Origin of the sequence: Foliimonas ilicis, assembly GCF_039939195.1 — a bacterium.
Classification (GTDB): Bacteria; Pseudomonadota; Alphaproteobacteria; order Rhizobiales; family Rhizobiaceae; genus Foliimonas; species Foliimonas ilicis.
In genome coordinates, this window is record NZ_JBDUUH010000004.1 from 278,032 (window position 1) to 292,778 (window position 14,747).

Consider the following 14,747-nt stretch of genomic DNA (forward strand, 5'->3'; position numbering starts at 1 on the left):
TTTTTAGTTGTATTACGGGAAAACGCCGCCTTTGCGAGTTGCATGCGATTGTAATCGTGCAGACAGACCTGCACCCCGCTTCACGGCGGTTCTTCCAGCCCTTCCGCCATCGACACCCCCGCATGGCGGAAGGGTTCTGTTTCACCGGAGCTTCCATGCGGGTCAAATGGCTGCCCATCGCGATTGCGCTTTGCCCGATGGCGTCCGAAGCCGGACAGGATTCTCCCAGGACGACTGCCGCCGTCGAGCGGCATTTCACCTCCAACGCATTGGACAGCGCCGATGCCGTCTCGGACTGGTACACGCTCTTGCGCGGCAGCATGCAGCATGGTTGGCAAGGCGAGGATGCGTCGCTGAAATTCGGAACGGAATTTCAGGCAACACGCTTCGATGAAATATCGATCGAAGACGACCGCGCCATCGCATTTTCCGCCGAAGCATGGAAAAGGCTCGACGAAACCATCGAACTGCGCGGCACGCTGACCTACAGCGCGTCCAGCGAGGGCGACGATTTGCAGCTTGGGCCGTTCACGCTCGGCACGCGCACCCTGAAGCAGGTTTTCGGCGTGCAGACGCAAGTCGGCGTCGATCTGGGAAACAGCACGGCGCTGGTCATTGACCTTGCGAGCGGCACCGAACGCGTCGGCAAGAGCCGCTTCAGCGGATTGCCTATCGAGCCGGCGAAACTGGACCCGGACCGCGACAGAATTCATGCGGGCGCAAAGGTCGTGCGCACCTCCGGCACATTCGCCTATGGAGCGGCAGCATCCGCGACGCGTGTGAAGGTCGAACCTCTCGGCTTTCCACCCGTAGGTCTATCCTTTTCGGAATATACGCTGCGCGCCGAGGCTGGATGGCAGGCGCCGGATGGAACGACCATCACCGGATGGCTGGGCGCTCAAACCTTGCGCGGCGCCTTCGACATCTTTTCCGACACACGGCCCGCCTATCAGCTAAGTGCTGTGAAAATATTCGCCAACGGGGTGGAATTGCGCGGCGCGGTTTTCGCCCGCTTCGAGACGGCCGATAGCGACGATCCGCTCGCCTCATGGCTCAAGCGCGGCGAGTTCGAAATCAAAATACCCGTTCGTGAAAAGCTGGTTTTCGCATCCGGCGCCTTTGCCGAAGTGAAGGAAAATCTGCTTCTCGAAAACGAGGAAAGAAAACGCGGCGTCTATGCCGAGGCGACCTATGACTGGACGAAGCAGCTCGCGCTGATCGTCAGGCTCGATTTCAGCCGGTCGCTTGCGACAATCGTGGATGTCCGCAAAGAAACGCTCGATGCATTTGTGGGCCTGCGAACTCGCATATAAAAAGGCAGGAGGACAAAATCCTCCCGCCCCCAAAGCATAAGCTTTCCCCCACGGTACGACCTACTTGCGGACCTTGTAGCTGTTGCCACCCAGAATGCCGCTGATGCCGATACCGCTCAGCACGCCGCTGACGATACCCGTCTTGTTGCCGTTGAGAATGCCTGAAACATTGTTGCCATTCAGGATTCCGATGCCGTTCAGTATCGATGTGCCGCTGAGCAGCTTGAGGTTTCCGGTCTGGATCGACGGCGAGATATTGATCAGGCCGCTGGAGACGTTTCCGTTCGAAGTGCCCTTGCCCCAGCCATTGGCCTGAGCCGAAGCTGCGGAAAACGAGAGGGCGACTGCTGCGATTGCGAATACAAACTTCTTCATGACTTGGTTCCCTTTGGTTGCTGAGAAAACCCTCAACTTCCTTGCGGTGTTCTTCCGCTTACGACTAAGCCATGCCCGAACTATACTTGCAATCTCAAATTGAGATACTCGGTCTATACAACTCGTTTTCCAATTTTTAACTTTAATATTTTACCTTAAAGGCGATGGTTAACTTCGCGCCCTGATTCAGCTTTCCCAGCGATCCAGAAAAGCGCCAATTTCCATGGCCTGCATATCGGGGATTGCATCGGCCAGCGTCTCCACCGGCCAATCCCACCATTGCAGCTTTTGAATGCGCTCGATGATCTCCCGCGCAAAGCGCCAGCGAAGCCTGCGCGCAGGCACGCCTGCAACGATCTCGAATGGCTCGACATTGCGCGTCACGACTGAATTGGCACCGACAATCGCACCATTGCCGATCGTTACGCCCGGCATGATCACCGCGCCATGCCCGATCCAGACATCGTGGCCGATCGTGACGGCCTTTCCGCGCCGCCTCTCCCGGAAATCGCCATCGACGCCGAGATAGCGGAAATACTCGTTCGGCCGGTAGGAAACCTTGTGCGTGGTCAGCCGCTCCATCGGGTGCTCCAGCGCGTTGATGCGGCTGTTGGCGGCGATGGAGCAGAATTTGCCGATGCTGGTGTAGATTGCCTCCGCATGACGCTCGAAATAGGAGAAATCGCCAAGCGTCACTTCGCGCAGGATCACCCGTTCGCCGACGATCGCATAGCGGCCGAGGCGGCACGATTTAAGCTCCGCCGTCGGGTGAATGCGGGGCTCGGAATCCTTGAAGCGCAGGTCGGATTGTTCGCTCATAAGCAGGCTTTACGCCGCGAACTTTATGCCTGCAAGCCTACTCCGGCTTGGCTTTCGTCCACACGACATTCTGGCCGTAAAGCGGAACCGTCGTAATCGACATCTTTGCAGACCCGTCCTGCACCTGCCGCGAATGCGAGAGATAGATCAGGGTTTCGTTCTGCTTGTCGTAGATCCGGTTCACCACCTGCTTCTTCCAGATAAGGCTGATGCCCTGCTTGAACACCTCCTCGCCATCCTCCGACAAATCGATTTCACCGATGGTGATCGGGCCGGTCTGGCGGCAGGAAATGGATGAATCAGAAGGGTCTTCGAACCAGTTGCCCTTTTGCAGGCGATCCACCACGCCACGATCGAAATAGGACACATGGCAGGTCACACCCTCGACTTTCGGGTCTTTCACCGCCTCGACGATGATGTCATTGCCCAGCCAGTCGACACCGACCTCGCCCACCTTCTGTGCGGAGGCGGTGCCGGAAAGGCCGATCAAGGCACCTGAAACAAGAGCGAAAACTGCTGCGCGCATCGTCGAAAACCTCTTCATCCGAATGGGTCCGGCTCAATTGGGAAGAAAAACTGTGCCTTACAAGCCTGATTTACACGAAAAACTGATCGCGGAACGCGGTTATAAAAGCAAATAGAGGAGTTCAGCGGCAAGATGCCATCTTTTTCTGTTTCATCATAAAGGCTATCTATAGTCCATGAATTGGCCGTTTTCCCTTACGCCTTCGGGCGTTGCGAAAATCACAATCGGTGTTGCGGCTTTCGCGGCAGCGAGCGGCCTTGCCTTTGCGGCTTGGGCACAGCATGGCGCATCGATCTTCATCACCATGGTCGAATCCGGCCTGTCCTGGTGCTTCTGACCAATTTTTCACGGTAAAAAATATGATTATGCGCACGATACTTGTCGGCATGGTGGTCTTGATGGCCGCGGGAATAGGCTGGTTGAGCTATGACTGGTATCGCGAAAAGAACAGCAGCCAGCCCTATGGCGCGCCTTTTGCGCTGACCGACCAGCAGGGCAACGAGATCACCGAAGCAGCCTTCCGGGGCCATCCGAGCGCCGTCTTCTTCGGCTTCACCCACTGTCCCGAAATTTGCCCGACCACGCTTTTCGAGATGGATGGCTGGCTGAAGACGATCGGTGACGAAGGCAAGGACATTCGCGCCTATTTCGTTTCGGTCGATCCTGAGCGCGACACGCCGGAAATCCTCAACAATTATGTCGGCAACGTTTCAGACCGCATCACCGGCATCACCGGCGAACCCGCGAAAGTGCAGGCAATGACCAAGTCCTTCGGCATTTTCTCGAAAAAGGTCGATCTGGAAGGCGGCGACTACACGATGGACCACACCGCTTCCATCATTTTGCTGGACAAATCGGGTGATTTTGCCGGCACCATAGCGTATGGCGAGAATCCGGACGCCGCGATTGCCAAGCTCAAGCGGCTGGCCGGAAAAAGCTGACCTCTCATTCCCGGAAGATCATGACCCAGACGCGCCTTTATTTCGAAACCGGCCGCGCCGAGGCAGCCAGAATATTTCCAGCACTTGAGGCAGCCTTCGAGGATGAAGGCTATGCGATTTCCGTCTTCGAGCGCGACGAAGACAACGACATTCAGGAAGTCTCGCTCTATGCCGAAGGCGACCTCGACCAGATCGAAGCCACGATACGCGATCTGCTGGCCGGGCTATCCTTCAAATTCGCCATCGAACGCGAAGTGCTGCCGGATGTAGATTGGGTCACGCTTTCGCTGGAAGGCCTGCAGCCGGTGCGTGCCGGGCGCTTTCTCGTCCATGGCGCGCATGACCGCGACAAGAAGCGCCCAGGCGATATGGGCATCGAGATCGAGGCGGGCCTTGCCTTCGGCACCGGCCACCACGGCACGACCTCCGGCTGTCTTCAGGTTCTGGAAGAAGTCATCCGCCGCGAGAAGCCCGCAAACGCTCTGGATCTCGGAACCGGCAGTGCCGTGCTTGCCATCGCGATTGCGAAGATTGCGCGCATTCCGGTTCTGGCGACCGACATCGACCCGATAGCCACGAAGGTCGCGGCGCAGAATGTAAAGCTGAACGAGGTTGGCGCTTTCGTGGAAACGCACACGGCAACCGGGTTTCATCACCCGGTATTTGCAGCGCGTGCGCCCTTCCCGCTGATCGTCGCGAATATTCTTGCGCGACCCTTGATGCGTCTTGCCCCGGAAATGACGAAATTCGTCTCGCCGGGCGGGTCACTGGTGCTGTCGGGAATTCTCGACCGGCAGCGCAATGCGGTGATCGCCGCATACACCCAGCAGCACTTCCGGCACGTAAGCACGCTTTCGCGAGAAGGCTGGGTAACTATTCATCTGAAGAGATGACTTCGACAAGCTGCTGGAAAGCGCCTGTCGAAGCCCGGTATTTTTAGTACTGGCCGTATCCGCGCAGCTTCATCGTCTCGAGGTAACGCTTTGCTTCGCGCTCACGAGCGGCGATGAGTGCCTTGATGGCGCTTTTGAAAAAACCTGGCTTCTTATCGATCATTATCGTTCCCTATCTCTGGTTGAGAAGAATGATCCTCCACGACCTCAAGATAGGGTGCATAGCTCGAATTCCGTAACGCAAATTTTGCATAGCACCCATCTTATTTCGCATATGCGAGATGAAATATCGCAATGCACAATAAGCGTCAGAATGCCGCTTTCTTTGGCACATTGCATGGCAGTTTCAGGCCAGTTAGTTTGCCCCGGTCAGAGTCGAAACTCGGAAAGCAAATCCTCATGTTCCAGTCCTTCACATCCGAGAGCGATCCATCAGTGGGTGCACCACGCGTTGCGCGGTTGCGGGAATGGTTGGAGCATCATTCGCTGGACGGTTTTCTCGTTCCCCGCTCCGACGAGCATCAGGGCGAATATGTCGCCAGCCGCTCCGAGCGCCTGAAATGGCTGACCGGCTTTACAGGCTCGGCAGGCGTCGCGCTGATCCTTCTGAAACGCGCATTCGTTTTCGTCGATGGGCGCTACACGCTGCAGGTGCGCTCGCAGGTCGATACGCAGATTTTCGAGATTGAAAGCCTCGTCGACAATCCGCCGCCCTCCTGGATCGGCGAAAACCTCGGCAAGGGCGCGCGCATCGGCTTCGATCCCTGGCTTCACACGATTTCCGATGTGAATGCACTGCGGGCCGCCGCCGAAAAATCCGGCGCCGAACTCGTGGCGCTCGGCACCAACCCGATCAACGAAATCTGGGAAGACCAGCCGGAACCGCCGCTCGCTCAGGTGGAAATCCACCCGATTGCCTTTGCCGGTGAGCTGGCAAAAAGCAAACTCGATAGGCTGGCGCACGCGCTTACCAAAAGCGGCGCGACCCATGCCGTGCTGACCGACCCGTCATCCATTGCATGGGCGTTCAACATTCGCGGCAACGACGTTCCCCATACGCCGCTGGCCCTGGGTTTCGCGATCCTTTCAGCAGAAGGCGAGCATTCGCTTTTCATGGACGAGCGGAAATTCTCGATCGAGACGAAAGCCTATCTGACGCAACTCACCGAATTGCATGCGCCCGACGAGCTTGAAAATGCCGTTGCGGCGTTGGCAAAAGACGGCGCGCGCGTCGCGCTCGATCCGGTTCTGGCGGCAGACAGGCTGCGCACGCTGGTCAAGGAAAATGGCGGCACGGTCGTCTCAGCCGCTGATCCGGCACGCCTCCCCAGAGCCACCAAGAACCGCGCCGAAATAGACGGCTCAAAAGCCGCCCACATTCGCGACGGCACGGCAGTCGTAAAGCTGCTTCATTGGCTGGACGGCAGGAAGCCGGGATCGCTTGATGAGATCGCCGTCGTAAAACAGCTTGAGCAATTCCGCACCCGCACCGGCGAGGAAATGCAGATGCCGCTGCGCGACGTCTCCTTCGATACGATTTCAGGTGCAGGCCCGAACGGCGCGATCATGCATTATCGCGTGACCGAAAAAACCAGCCGTAAGCTGAAAAGCGGCGAGCTTTTCCTGCTCGATTCCGGCGCGCAATATCAGGACGGCACTACGGACATCACGCGCACCGTTCCTATCGGAAAACCGACAGAGGAAATGCGTGAGCGCTATACGCTGGTGCTGAAAGGCCTCATCGCCATTTCGACGCTGCGCTTTCCGGCAGGCACACGCGGCTGCGACATCGACGCTTTCGCGCGCATCGCACTTTGGAAATCGGGCCTCGACTTCGCCCACGGCACCGGCCACGGCGTCGGTTCCTATCTCTCGGTCCATGAAGGGCCGCAACGCATCGCCAAGACCGGCACGGAAAAGCTGCTGGAAGGCATGATCCTTTCCAACGAGCCCGGCTACTACAAGGAAGGCCACTACGGCATCCGCCTCGAAAACCTCATCCTTGTCGACAAGGCGGAAGAGATCGAAGACGGCGACATTGCCATGCACGGTTTCGGAACCCTGACGCTGGCGCCCTTCGACCGCCGTATGGTGCAAGTCGAATTGTTGTCCAGCGATGAGCTTGAATGGTTGAACGCCTATCATGAGCGCGTTCTGGAAGAGATCGGCACGCTGGTCGAAGGCGAAACGCTGGCCTGGCTCGAGGAAGCGACGGCAGCGCTTTAGGCGGTTACTTTTAGATAGAAAGCAGGCGCGAGGCACCCCCCTCTGCCCTGCCGGGCATCTCCCCCTCAAGGGGGGAGATTACTCCGTCATGAGCGCATCGCACCAATTTCTGACGTTGCAAGACAGAGGCGGAGCGTTGTGAAAGCCAATCTCCACCCTTGGGGGGGAGATGCCCGGCAGGGCAGAGGGGGGTGCCTCGCGATTCCGTTAAAACAGGAACCGCCCTAAGCCAAAAAATACCGCAAGATAATCAGCGTGGCCGCACCGGTGAGGAACATCGTCATCAGCCCGCCGCGTAATGAGACGAGGCCCGCGATCAACAGGGCAGCGAACTCCGCAGGCCCTGCCGACAGGATCGACGGCGCAACGAGCGTCGTCAGCACGGCAGCCGGAACAGCATTCAGCCCTGCCTCGACACGCGGATTGATCCGCTCGAAACGCGACATGACCATATGCCCTGCGATGCGCGTCAGATAGGTCAGGATTGCCGAGAAGAAGATGATCCAGAACGTCTCGTTCACAGCACATCGCCTCCATGCCTGTCGCGCGGCGCAACGATCGCGGCAAGCAGAATGCCGGCCGCAGCACCGATCGAAACATGCCAGGGCGACCCGACAGTTACATATGCAACTATCGAGGCGGCAGCACTTGCGAGCACCACAGGCAGCCAGAGCGGACGCGTGCGGAAGCTCATGACGAGGCCGAGGAAATAGAGCGGCAACAGGAAGTCGAGGCCCAATGCGTGCGGGTCAGGGATCAGCTTGCCAAACACCGCACCGATAAAGGCATCGAGCAACCAGCATATATAGACCGGCAGGCCAAGCCCCAGATACCACCAGAAACTGACGGTTTCGCCGCGCTCGCCCTTGCGTTCCGTCTCGGCATATTGCGGATCGACCAGCAGGAAAAAACCGATCGCCTGCTGCATGATCGGCCAATGCTTTATGTATGGCCCGACCGCCGCCGAATACAAAACATGCCGGAAATTGACGGCAAAAACCGACAAAACGATCAGCCACGGCGCAACTTTTTGACCGAAAAGCTCGATACCGACAAGCTGGCTCGCACCACCATAGACGGTCGCGCTCATCAACACGGCGTCGAAAATGGTAAAACCATTATCGACGGCGATTGCGCCGAACAGCATGCCGAACGGAGCGGATGCCACGACAATAGGCACGCTGAGGCGCGCGCCGCGCCAAAATTCACCGCTTTGATTTTGAGATGACATACCTTCTCCCACCGACCTGATTAGGTCAGCACGGTTGCCATGTCACGCCAATTCCATTGAGCCAAAGCGTCAATGAAGTTGTTAATCACGCCCCACGAGCACGAACCAGGCATCCTCATCGATGACTTCTATGCCGAGATCGGTCGCCTGCTTGAGTTTCGAGCCAGCACCCGGCCCGGCCACCACCAGATCGGTCTTTTTGGAAACAGAGCCCGAAACCTTCGCCCCGTAATTCTCGGCCATTGCCTTCGCCTCGTCGCGCGACATGCGCTCCAGCGACCCAGTGAAAACCACCGTCTTGCCGGATACGGGCGACGACACGCCACCGACTTGCGGCTCGTCCTGCGGCTTTACCTCAGCCAGAAGCGCGTCGAGGGCAGCGCGATTGTGATCTTCCGCGAAAAACTCGACCACGGCCTCCGCAACCGTTGCGCCGATGCCGTTGATGGCGTTGAGTTCCTGCCAGGCGCTATTGCCCGGATCGCCCTTGCCTTCCGGCATTTGCGCGGCAAGCCCCGCTTCTTTGAACTTGTCGAACTGCACATAGTGGCGCGCGATGCGCTTGGCGTTGGTTTCACCGATATGGCGAATGCCTAGCGCATAAAGAAAGCGCGAGAAATCGACCTTGCGCCGCTCATTTATCGCCGCAAACAGCTTGCGAACGGACGTTGCACCAAACCCGTCGATGTTTTCGAGCTTGGTCAGGGATTTCGACTGCCGCGCTTCCAGCGTGAAAATATCGGCTGGCGAGCGTACCAGAAGCGCCTCGTCTTCCGCATGGAAGAAGAATTCGATCTGCTTTTCGCCAAGACCGTCAATGTCCATCGCGCCGCGCGCAACGAAATGCCGAAGCCGCTCGACCGCCTGTGCCGGGCAGATCAGCCCGCCGGTGCACCGCTTCACGACCTCGCCTTCCTCGCGCACCGCATGGCTGCCGCAGGCCGGGCAATGGTCCGGGAAGACATAAGGAACGCTGTCGGATGCGCGCTTTTCGGGGAAAATATCGAGGATTTGCGGGATCACATCGCCTGCGCGCTGAACGAGAACCGTATCGCCAACGCGAATGTCCCTGCCCTCGCGGATCGGCTGGCCGCTATTGCCGATACCCTTGATGTAATCCTCATTGTGCAAAGTTGCATTTGTAACGACCACTCCGCCAACCGTGACGGGCTGGAGCCGAGCGACCGGCGTCAGCGCGCCTGTGCGGCCGACCTGAATGTCGATGCCGAGCAATTCGGTCGTCGCCTTTTCGGCTGCGAACTTATGAGCGGTCGCCCAGCGCGGGCTGCGCGAACGAAAGCCGAGGCGCTCCTGCAAATCCAGCCGGTCGACCTTATAGACCACCCCGTCAATGTCGTAGGGCAGATCGGCGCGGTCCATTTCGATGGCTTGATAACGCGCCAGCATTTCCTCGACGCTGGCGCAGCGCACCATGCGATCGTTGATCTTGAAGCCCCAATCGGCAAAGCGCTGCACCACGTCATACTGTGTGTCGCCAAGCGTCTCGCTGGCATCGCCCCACGCATAAGCGAAGAACCGCAAAGGCCGCGTCTTGGTCACGTTGGGGTCGATCTGGCGCAGGCTTCCGGCAGCAGAATTGCGCGGATTTGCGAAAACACGGCCCGTTTCGGCCATTCTTTCATTGAGTGCCAGAAAATCGTCACGGCGCATATAGACCTCGCCGCGCACCTCCACGACATCCGGCGCGTCCTTGGGCAGACGGTCGGGGATTTCAGAGATGGTGCGGATATTGGCGGTGACGTTTTCGCCGGTCGATCCGTCGCCGCGCGTCGCTGCCGTCACGAGCTGCCGGTTTTCGTAGCGCAGCGACATGGAAAGTCCGTCGATTTTGGGCTCTGCCGTGAAAATCAGTTCGTTTTCAGCCGAATATTTCAGAAACCGGCGTACGGAACCGACGAAATCAACGACATCTCCGTCGGAAAACACATTGTCCAGCGAAAGCATCGGCTTGACGTGAGGGACCGCGCTGAAGGCTGCTGACGGCGTTGCCCCGACCTTGACTGACGGCGAATCCGACCGGATCAGGCTCGGAAACTGAGCCTCGATCTCGGCATTGCGCAGACGCAAAGAATCGTACTCGGCGTCCGTTACGGTCGGCGCATCTTCCTGATGATAGCGCTTGTCGTGACCCGCAATTTCTTCGGCCAGACGCGCAAGTTCTTCCGCAGCCTGATCTTCAGTCAGAGTCTCTACCGGTTTTTGTGTGTCTGCCATGTCGAAAATTCCGGCTTCTGGATGTTTTCGGCACAATAGAGTTAGCGCGATGAAAGTGGAATTCCGTTTCTTGTCGGCGCACAACCTAAAGCTCTTCATTTTTTAAATGGAAACGCTGGCGGGGCAGCACCCCCCTCTGGCCTGCCGGCCATCTCCCCCTCAAGGGTGGAGATTACTCCGTCATGAACGCACGGCATCAATTGCCCGCGTTGCAGAAAAAAGGCGGATATTTATGTCAGCCAATCTCCACCCTTGAGGGGGAGATGCCCGGCAGGGCAGAGGGGGGTGTCTCGCGATTCCGTCAAAACAGGAACCGCCCTACTGCCAAAATCAGCTAGGTACGACATTCTCGCGCAGGAGACGTTCAGCGGCTGCACGCGCTTCGTCGGTGATGGTCGCGCCGGCAAGCATGCGGGCGATTTCTTCCTGGCGGGCGGGCTTGTCCATTTCGGCAATGCGCGTCGAAACGCGGTCGGTGCCACCGGATTTGGAAATCAGGAAATGGGTTGCGGCGCGCGCAGCAACCTGCGGCGCGTGGGTGACAGACAGAACCTGCACACGCGCCGAAAGACGCGACAGGCGCTGGCCGATGGCGTCTGCCACCGCACCGCCGACGCCCGTGTCAATTTCGTCGAAAACCAGCGTTGGCGCGGAACCACGATCGGCAAGCGCGACTTTGAGCGCCAGCAGGAAGCGCGAAAGCTCGCCGCCGGACGCGACCTTCATCATCGGTCCTGCCCGCGTGCCTGGATTGGTGCGCACCCAGAATTCGACCTGATCGATGCCCTCTTCCTGCCGATTGTCCTTTTCGCTGGAAATCTCGACGATGAATTCGGCGCGCTCCAGCTTGAGCGCGGGCAGTTCGGCCATCACGGCTTTCTGCAGGCCAGCGGCTGCGGCTTTTCGCAATTCGGAAAGCCCGGCAGCAGCGGAATCATAGGCTTCGCGTGTCGCGACAGCCTGTTTTTCCAGCCCGTGCAAACGGCTTTCGCCCGCATCGAGGTCGGCAAGGTCTGCCTCCATCTTATCGCGAAGCTCGGCCAGATCATCGACCGGGACATTGTGCTTGCGGCTGGCGGCGCGAAGCGCAAACAGACGCTCCTCCGCCTTCTCGAGCCGCGCCGGATCGTATTCGGTCGCCCGCATCGCCGCATCAACGCTCGATTGCGCGGCGTCGAGCGACAGCATGGCCTCATCGAGCGAGGTCACGACATCATCGAGCAGACCCGGCGCTTCGGCTGATTTGCGCTGCAAGCGGCGCAACAGGCTCGCTAAGGCGGGCAATGGCGATGTCGGGCCGGACAGGACGTCCTGCGCATCCTTGATCTCGGACGCGATCTTTTCGACCCGCATCATGGTCTGGCGAATGTCGGCCAGTTCGGTTTCTTCGCCCGGCTGGGGATCGAGCCCGGAGAGCTCGGCCACCGCTGCGCGCAGATAATCCGCCTCGCGCGCGGCTGCATCCACCCTCGCCTTTGCGCGGGCAAGCTCTTGTTCGCTGTCGCGCCAGCGCCGCCATGCGGCACCGCAATTCAGCGTTTCTCCGACATGACCGCCAAAGGAATCCAGAAGATTGCGATGCGCGCCGGGATCGACCAGCGCGCGCTCATCATGCTGGCCGTGGATTTCGACCAGAGCACGCCCGATCTGGCGCACCAGCGTCACGCTTGACGGCTGATCGTTGACGAAGATGCGCGTGCGCCCATCCGCCGTCTGCACGCGGCGCAGGATGATGTCGCCTTCGTCGTCGATGGCGTTGTCGATCAGCAATTGCCGCGCGGGATGGTTGGCCGGCACGTCGAAGACGGCCGTCACCTGCCCTTGGCTAGCGCCATGCCGCACAAGGGAAGCGTCGCCGCGCGCACCAAGCGCCAGCGACAATGAATCGAGGAGAATGGATTTACCAGCCCCGGTTTCACCTGTCAGGACGGAAAGTCCCGGCAGGAAATCCATATCCAGCCGTTCTATGAGGACAATATCGCGGATCGACAGGCGCGAGAGCATCGCTTACCCGGTGATAAGCTTCCCGGCCTTGGAAATCCACGAACCCGCGCTTTCGCGAGGCTCAAGCCCGCCGGATTGCAGCAGCTTGTAGGAATCCTTGTACCAAGAGCTGTCCGGATAATTGTGTCCAAGCACCGCGGCAGCCGTCTGGGCTTCCGAAGTCAGACCCATCGCGTAATAGGCTTCGACGAGACGCGCGAGCGCTTCTTCGACCTGTCTTGTGTTGGAATAATTCTCGACCACACCGCGGAAGCGCTTCGTGGCAGCGATATATTCGCGCCGTTCGAGATAATAGCGGCCGATCTGCATTTCCTTGCCGGCGAGCTGGTCGCGGGCAACGCGGATCTTTTCCTTGGCGTCTTCGACATATTCGGATTCGGGCCAGCGATCGACCACTTCCTGCATCGCCTCAATGGCGCGGCGCGATTCCTTCTGGTCCTGCGTCACGTCGCGGATCTGGCGGAAATAGCTGAGGCCGATAATGTACTGCGCGTAGGCCGCATCATCCGTGTTCGGGTAGAGCGACAGATAACGCTGCGAAGAAGCGACCGCTTCCTCATACTTGCCCTGGCGATAATTCGCGAATGCGCCCATCACCATCGATTTGCGCGCCCACTCCGAATAGGGGTGCTGGCGATCGACGGCATCAAACTTGCGGCTGGCTTCGGTAAGGCGGCCGGAATTCAGATTGGCGAGGCCCTGATTGTAGAGCACGTCCGCAGGCTCCGTCTGCTCCACATAGGTAGAGAGATCGACGTCTGCCTCGGAAGACATGCAGCCTGAAAGCAGGACCGGGCCGGCAAATGCTGAAAGCGCAACAAGCGCCAAACGAAACTGCCTGCCCGAAGGAGCGGCTTTCTGGAAGACCATGATCGTATTCCGCCCTTTCGGCATTATTTCACTCGAAAGCATTGTGCCATAAATCATAAGTGCCATTGCACGGCAACGCTATCATCCGGCAATGGCGCATTTTTGTGGCACGCTGAACCCTTATCGGCGCATTAGCGGCGCCTGCAGGGTTTTTTCGTGATTTATGCGACGCTCCAGCAACAGATCGATGGCTTCGCATCGAAATTGCAGTCGCGCGAATCACAAAACCCAGGGTGCGTGAACCGGCGCATTCACCACGATCATCTCCGCCGAACGTCCCCGCGCCGGGCTCGACGTCTCGACGATTTCAAACGCCGAACGATCCGACAACAGACGATGAAGTGCTGCCGCATTCAACTTGTGACCGCCACGATAGGAGCGGAACGCACCGATGAAGCGTGCGCCGCCAAGCGCCAGATCGCCCATGGCGTCGAGCATCTTGTGGCGCACGAATTCGTTGGGATAGCGCAAGCCACCCATATTGATAATGCGGCTGTCCTCGCCGATGACGACGGAGTTTTCCAGCGATGAACCCAGCGCATAGCCCGCAGCCCAGAGGCGCTCGACATCCTTCATGAAACCGAAGGTGCGGGCGCGCGAAAGATCGCGGCGGAACACATCAGCGTTGAGATCGACCGCGAAATTCTGGCGCCCGATGGCAGGGCTTTCGAAATCGATGGTCACATCGAAACGCGTGCCGTCATAAGGTTTGAACTCCGCCCATGACGCGCCATTCTCGATGCGAACCGGCTTGGTGACGCGGATATAACGACGGCGGCTCGCAAGAATTTCCAGCCCGACCTGATCGAAGGCGTCGACGAAAAGTGCGGCACTTCCGTCGAGGATCGGAACTTCGTTGCCATCCGTTTCGATCACCAGATTGTCGATGCCGAGGCCGAAGACGGCGGCCATCAGATGCTCGACCGTACCGATGTGATAGCCGGAAGGATCACCCAGCATGGTGCAGAGATCGGTGCTGCCGACCTCGGAATGCAACGCGCGAAGCTCCTGCCCCGCGCTATCCATGCCGCGAAACACAATGCCCGTATCCGCGCTTGCCGGGTGAAAGTGCACCGCGACATCCTTGCCGCTGTGAACACCTATACCGGACAAGGAAACGCGCGACTTGATTGTGGTCTGACGATCGAACAAATCAGTACCCATTATATCCGCCAGCTTTCCAAAGCTAAAAATACGCCGTCAAAATACGACGTTTGCAATAGCAGCCCGGCACCAACCCCAAGGAATCCGGCACAACTATTCAGTTGGCCGGAAGATAGTAGCGCCGCGGAGAGTCTCCAAATCACTGTTTCT

The 14,747-nt window shown here is 58.7% G+C and carries 14 protein-coding genes; 5 read left to right on the forward strand and 9 right to left on the reverse strand.

All coding sequences use genetic code 11. The features are described 5' to 3' along the window. The first annotated feature begins 155 nt into the window (after positions 1-155). On the forward strand, positions 156-1,313 hold the full coding sequence (locus ABFT80_RS11745; RefSeq protein WP_347972093.1) for a hypothetical protein: 1,158 nt from the start codon (positions 156-158) through the stop codon (positions 1,311-1,313). Between the two features lie 60 nt (positions 1,314-1,373). On the opposite strand, the gene ABFT80_RS11750 is transcribed toward ABFT80_RS11745, so the two are convergent. The 3 genes from ABFT80_RS11750 to ABFT80_RS11760 form a co-directional block, all read right to left on the reverse strand. Then, on the reverse strand, positions 1,374-1,688 hold the full coding sequence (locus ABFT80_RS11750) for a hypothetical protein (RefSeq protein WP_347972094.1): 315 nt from the start codon (positions 1,686-1,688) through the stop codon (positions 1,374-1,376). A gap of 186 nt (positions 1,689-1,874) precedes the next feature. Further along, positions 1,875-2,507 carry a DapH/DapD/GlmU-related protein gene (locus ABFT80_RS11755; protein WP_347972095.1) on the reverse strand — a complete coding sequence of 211 codons (633 nt, stop codon included), beginning with the start codon at positions 2,505-2,507 and terminating at the stop codon, positions 1,875-1,877. A gap of 37 nt (positions 2,508-2,544) precedes the next feature. Next, complete coding sequence (locus ABFT80_RS11760) at positions 2,545-3,033, reverse strand: CreA family protein (protein ID WP_347972096.1); 489 nt, start codon at positions 3,031-3,033, stop codon at positions 2,545-2,547. A gap of 175 nt (positions 3,034-3,208) precedes the next feature. Here ABFT80_RS11760 and ABFT80_RS11765 point away from each other — a divergent pair, with 175 nt between their 5' ends. The 4 genes from ABFT80_RS11765 (at position 3,209) to ABFT80_RS11780 (ending at position 7,093) form a co-directional block, all read left to right on the forward strand. After that, the gene (locus tag ABFT80_RS11765) at positions 3,209-3,370 is read left to right on the forward strand and encodes a hypothetical protein (protein WP_347972097.1); all 162 of its coding nucleotides are present in this window, start codon (positions 3,209-3,211) and stop codon (positions 3,368-3,370) included. A gap of 25 nt (positions 3,371-3,395) precedes the next feature. Next, entirely contained in the window at positions 3,396-3,974 is a 579-nt protein-coding gene (locus ABFT80_RS11770) for an SCO family protein (RefSeq protein WP_347972218.1), read from the forward strand. Positions 3,975-3,994: 20 nt separating this feature from the next. Then, complete coding sequence (locus ABFT80_RS11775; RefSeq protein ID WP_347972098.1) at positions 3,995-4,867, forward strand: 50S ribosomal protein L11 methyltransferase; 873 nt, start codon at positions 3,995-3,997, stop codon at positions 4,865-4,867. A 399-nt stretch (positions 4,868-5,266) separates the two neighbouring features. Further along, positions 5,267-7,093 carry an aminopeptidase P family protein gene (locus ABFT80_RS11780; RefSeq protein WP_347972099.1) on the forward strand — a complete coding sequence of 609 codons (1,827 nt, stop codon included), beginning with the start codon at positions 5,267-5,269 and terminating at the stop codon, positions 7,091-7,093. 224 nt (positions 7,094-7,317) lie between these two features. On the opposite strand, the gene ABFT80_RS11785 is transcribed toward ABFT80_RS11780, so the two are convergent. The 6 genes from ABFT80_RS11785 to lpxC form a co-directional block, all read right to left on the reverse strand. Continuing rightward, positions 7,318-7,614: an AzlD family protein gene (locus ABFT80_RS11785; protein ID WP_347972100.1), complete on the reverse strand. Its 297-nt coding sequence runs from the start codon at positions 7,612-7,614 to the stop codon at positions 7,318-7,320. After that, positions 7,611-8,324, reverse strand: a complete 714-nt coding sequence (locus ABFT80_RS11790; RefSeq protein WP_347972101.1) for an AzlC family ABC transporter permease — start codon at positions 8,322-8,324, stop codon at positions 7,611-7,613. The genes ABFT80_RS11785 and ABFT80_RS11790 overlap by 4 nt, the downstream gene beginning before the upstream one ends. Positions 8,325-8,405: 81 nt before the next feature. Continuing rightward, positions 8,406-10,559, reverse strand: a complete 2,154-nt coding sequence (gene ligA, locus ABFT80_RS11795) for an NAD-dependent DNA ligase LigA (protein WP_347972102.1) — start codon at positions 10,557-10,559, stop codon at positions 8,406-8,408. Between the two features lie 330 nt (positions 10,560-10,889). Beyond that, complete coding sequence (gene recN, locus ABFT80_RS11800) at positions 10,890-12,563, reverse strand: DNA repair protein RecN (protein ID WP_347972103.1); 1,674 nt, start codon at positions 12,561-12,563, stop codon at positions 10,890-10,892. 3 nt (positions 12,564-12,566) lie between these two features. Beyond that, positions 12,567-13,433, reverse strand: coding sequence for an outer membrane protein assembly factor BamD (locus ABFT80_RS11805; protein ID WP_347972219.1), 867 nt, complete (start codon positions 13,431-13,433; stop codon positions 12,567-12,569). A gap of 219 nt (positions 13,434-13,652) precedes the next feature. Continuing rightward, positions 13,653-14,597: a UDP-3-O-acyl-N-acetylglucosamine deacetylase gene (gene lpxC, locus ABFT80_RS11810; protein ID WP_347972104.1), complete on the reverse strand. Its 945-nt coding sequence runs from the start codon at positions 14,595-14,597 to the stop codon at positions 13,653-13,655. Positions 14,598-14,747 lie beyond the last annotated feature (150 nt).

Excerpts from the sequence above, each read along its gene's own strand:
- ABFT80_RS11750 (WP_347972094.1), bottom strand. The coding sequence starts at position 1,688 with ATGAAGAAGTTTGTATTCGCAATCGCAGCAGTCGCCCTCTCGTTTTCC.
- ABFT80_RS11780 (WP_347972099.1), top strand. The coding sequence starts at position 5,267 with ATGTTCCAGTCCTTCACATCCGAGAGCGATCCATCAGTGGGTGCACCA.
- lpxC (WP_347972104.1), bottom strand. The coding sequence starts at position 14,597 with ATGGGTACTGATTTGTTCGATCGTCAGACCACAATCAAGTCGCGCGTT.
- ligA (WP_347972102.1), bottom strand. The coding sequence starts at position 10,559 with ATGGCAGACACACAAAAACCGGTAGAGACTCTGACTGAAGATCAGGCT.
- ABFT80_RS11760 (WP_347972096.1), bottom strand. The coding sequence starts at position 3,033 with ATGCGCGCAGCAGTTTTCGCTCTTGTTTCAGGTGCCTTGATCGGCCTT.
- ABFT80_RS11745 (WP_347972093.1), top strand. The coding sequence starts at position 156 with ATGCGGGTCAAATGGCTGCCCATCGCGATTGCGCTTTGCCCGATGGCG.
- ABFT80_RS11790 (WP_347972101.1), bottom strand. The coding sequence starts at position 8,324 with ATGTCATCTCAAAATCAAAGCGGTGAATTTTGGCGCGGCGCGCGCCTC.
- recN (WP_347972103.1), bottom strand. The coding sequence starts at position 12,563 with ATGCTCTCGCGCCTGTCGATCCGCGATATTGTCCTCATAGAACGGCTG.
- ABFT80_RS11755 (WP_347972095.1), bottom strand. The coding sequence starts at position 2,507 with ATGAGCGAACAATCCGACCTGCGCTTCAAGGATTCCGAGCCCCGCATT.
- ABFT80_RS11765 (WP_347972097.1), top strand. The coding sequence starts at position 3,209 with ATGAATTGGCCGTTTTCCCTTACGCCTTCGGGCGTTGCGAAAATCACA.
- ABFT80_RS11805 (WP_347972219.1), bottom strand. The coding sequence starts at position 13,433 with ATGGTCTTCCAGAAAGCCGCTCCTTCGGGCAGGCAGTTTCGTTTGGCG.
- ABFT80_RS11775 (WP_347972098.1), top strand. The coding sequence starts at position 3,995 with ATGACCCAGACGCGCCTTTATTTCGAAACCGGCCGCGCCGAGGCAGCC.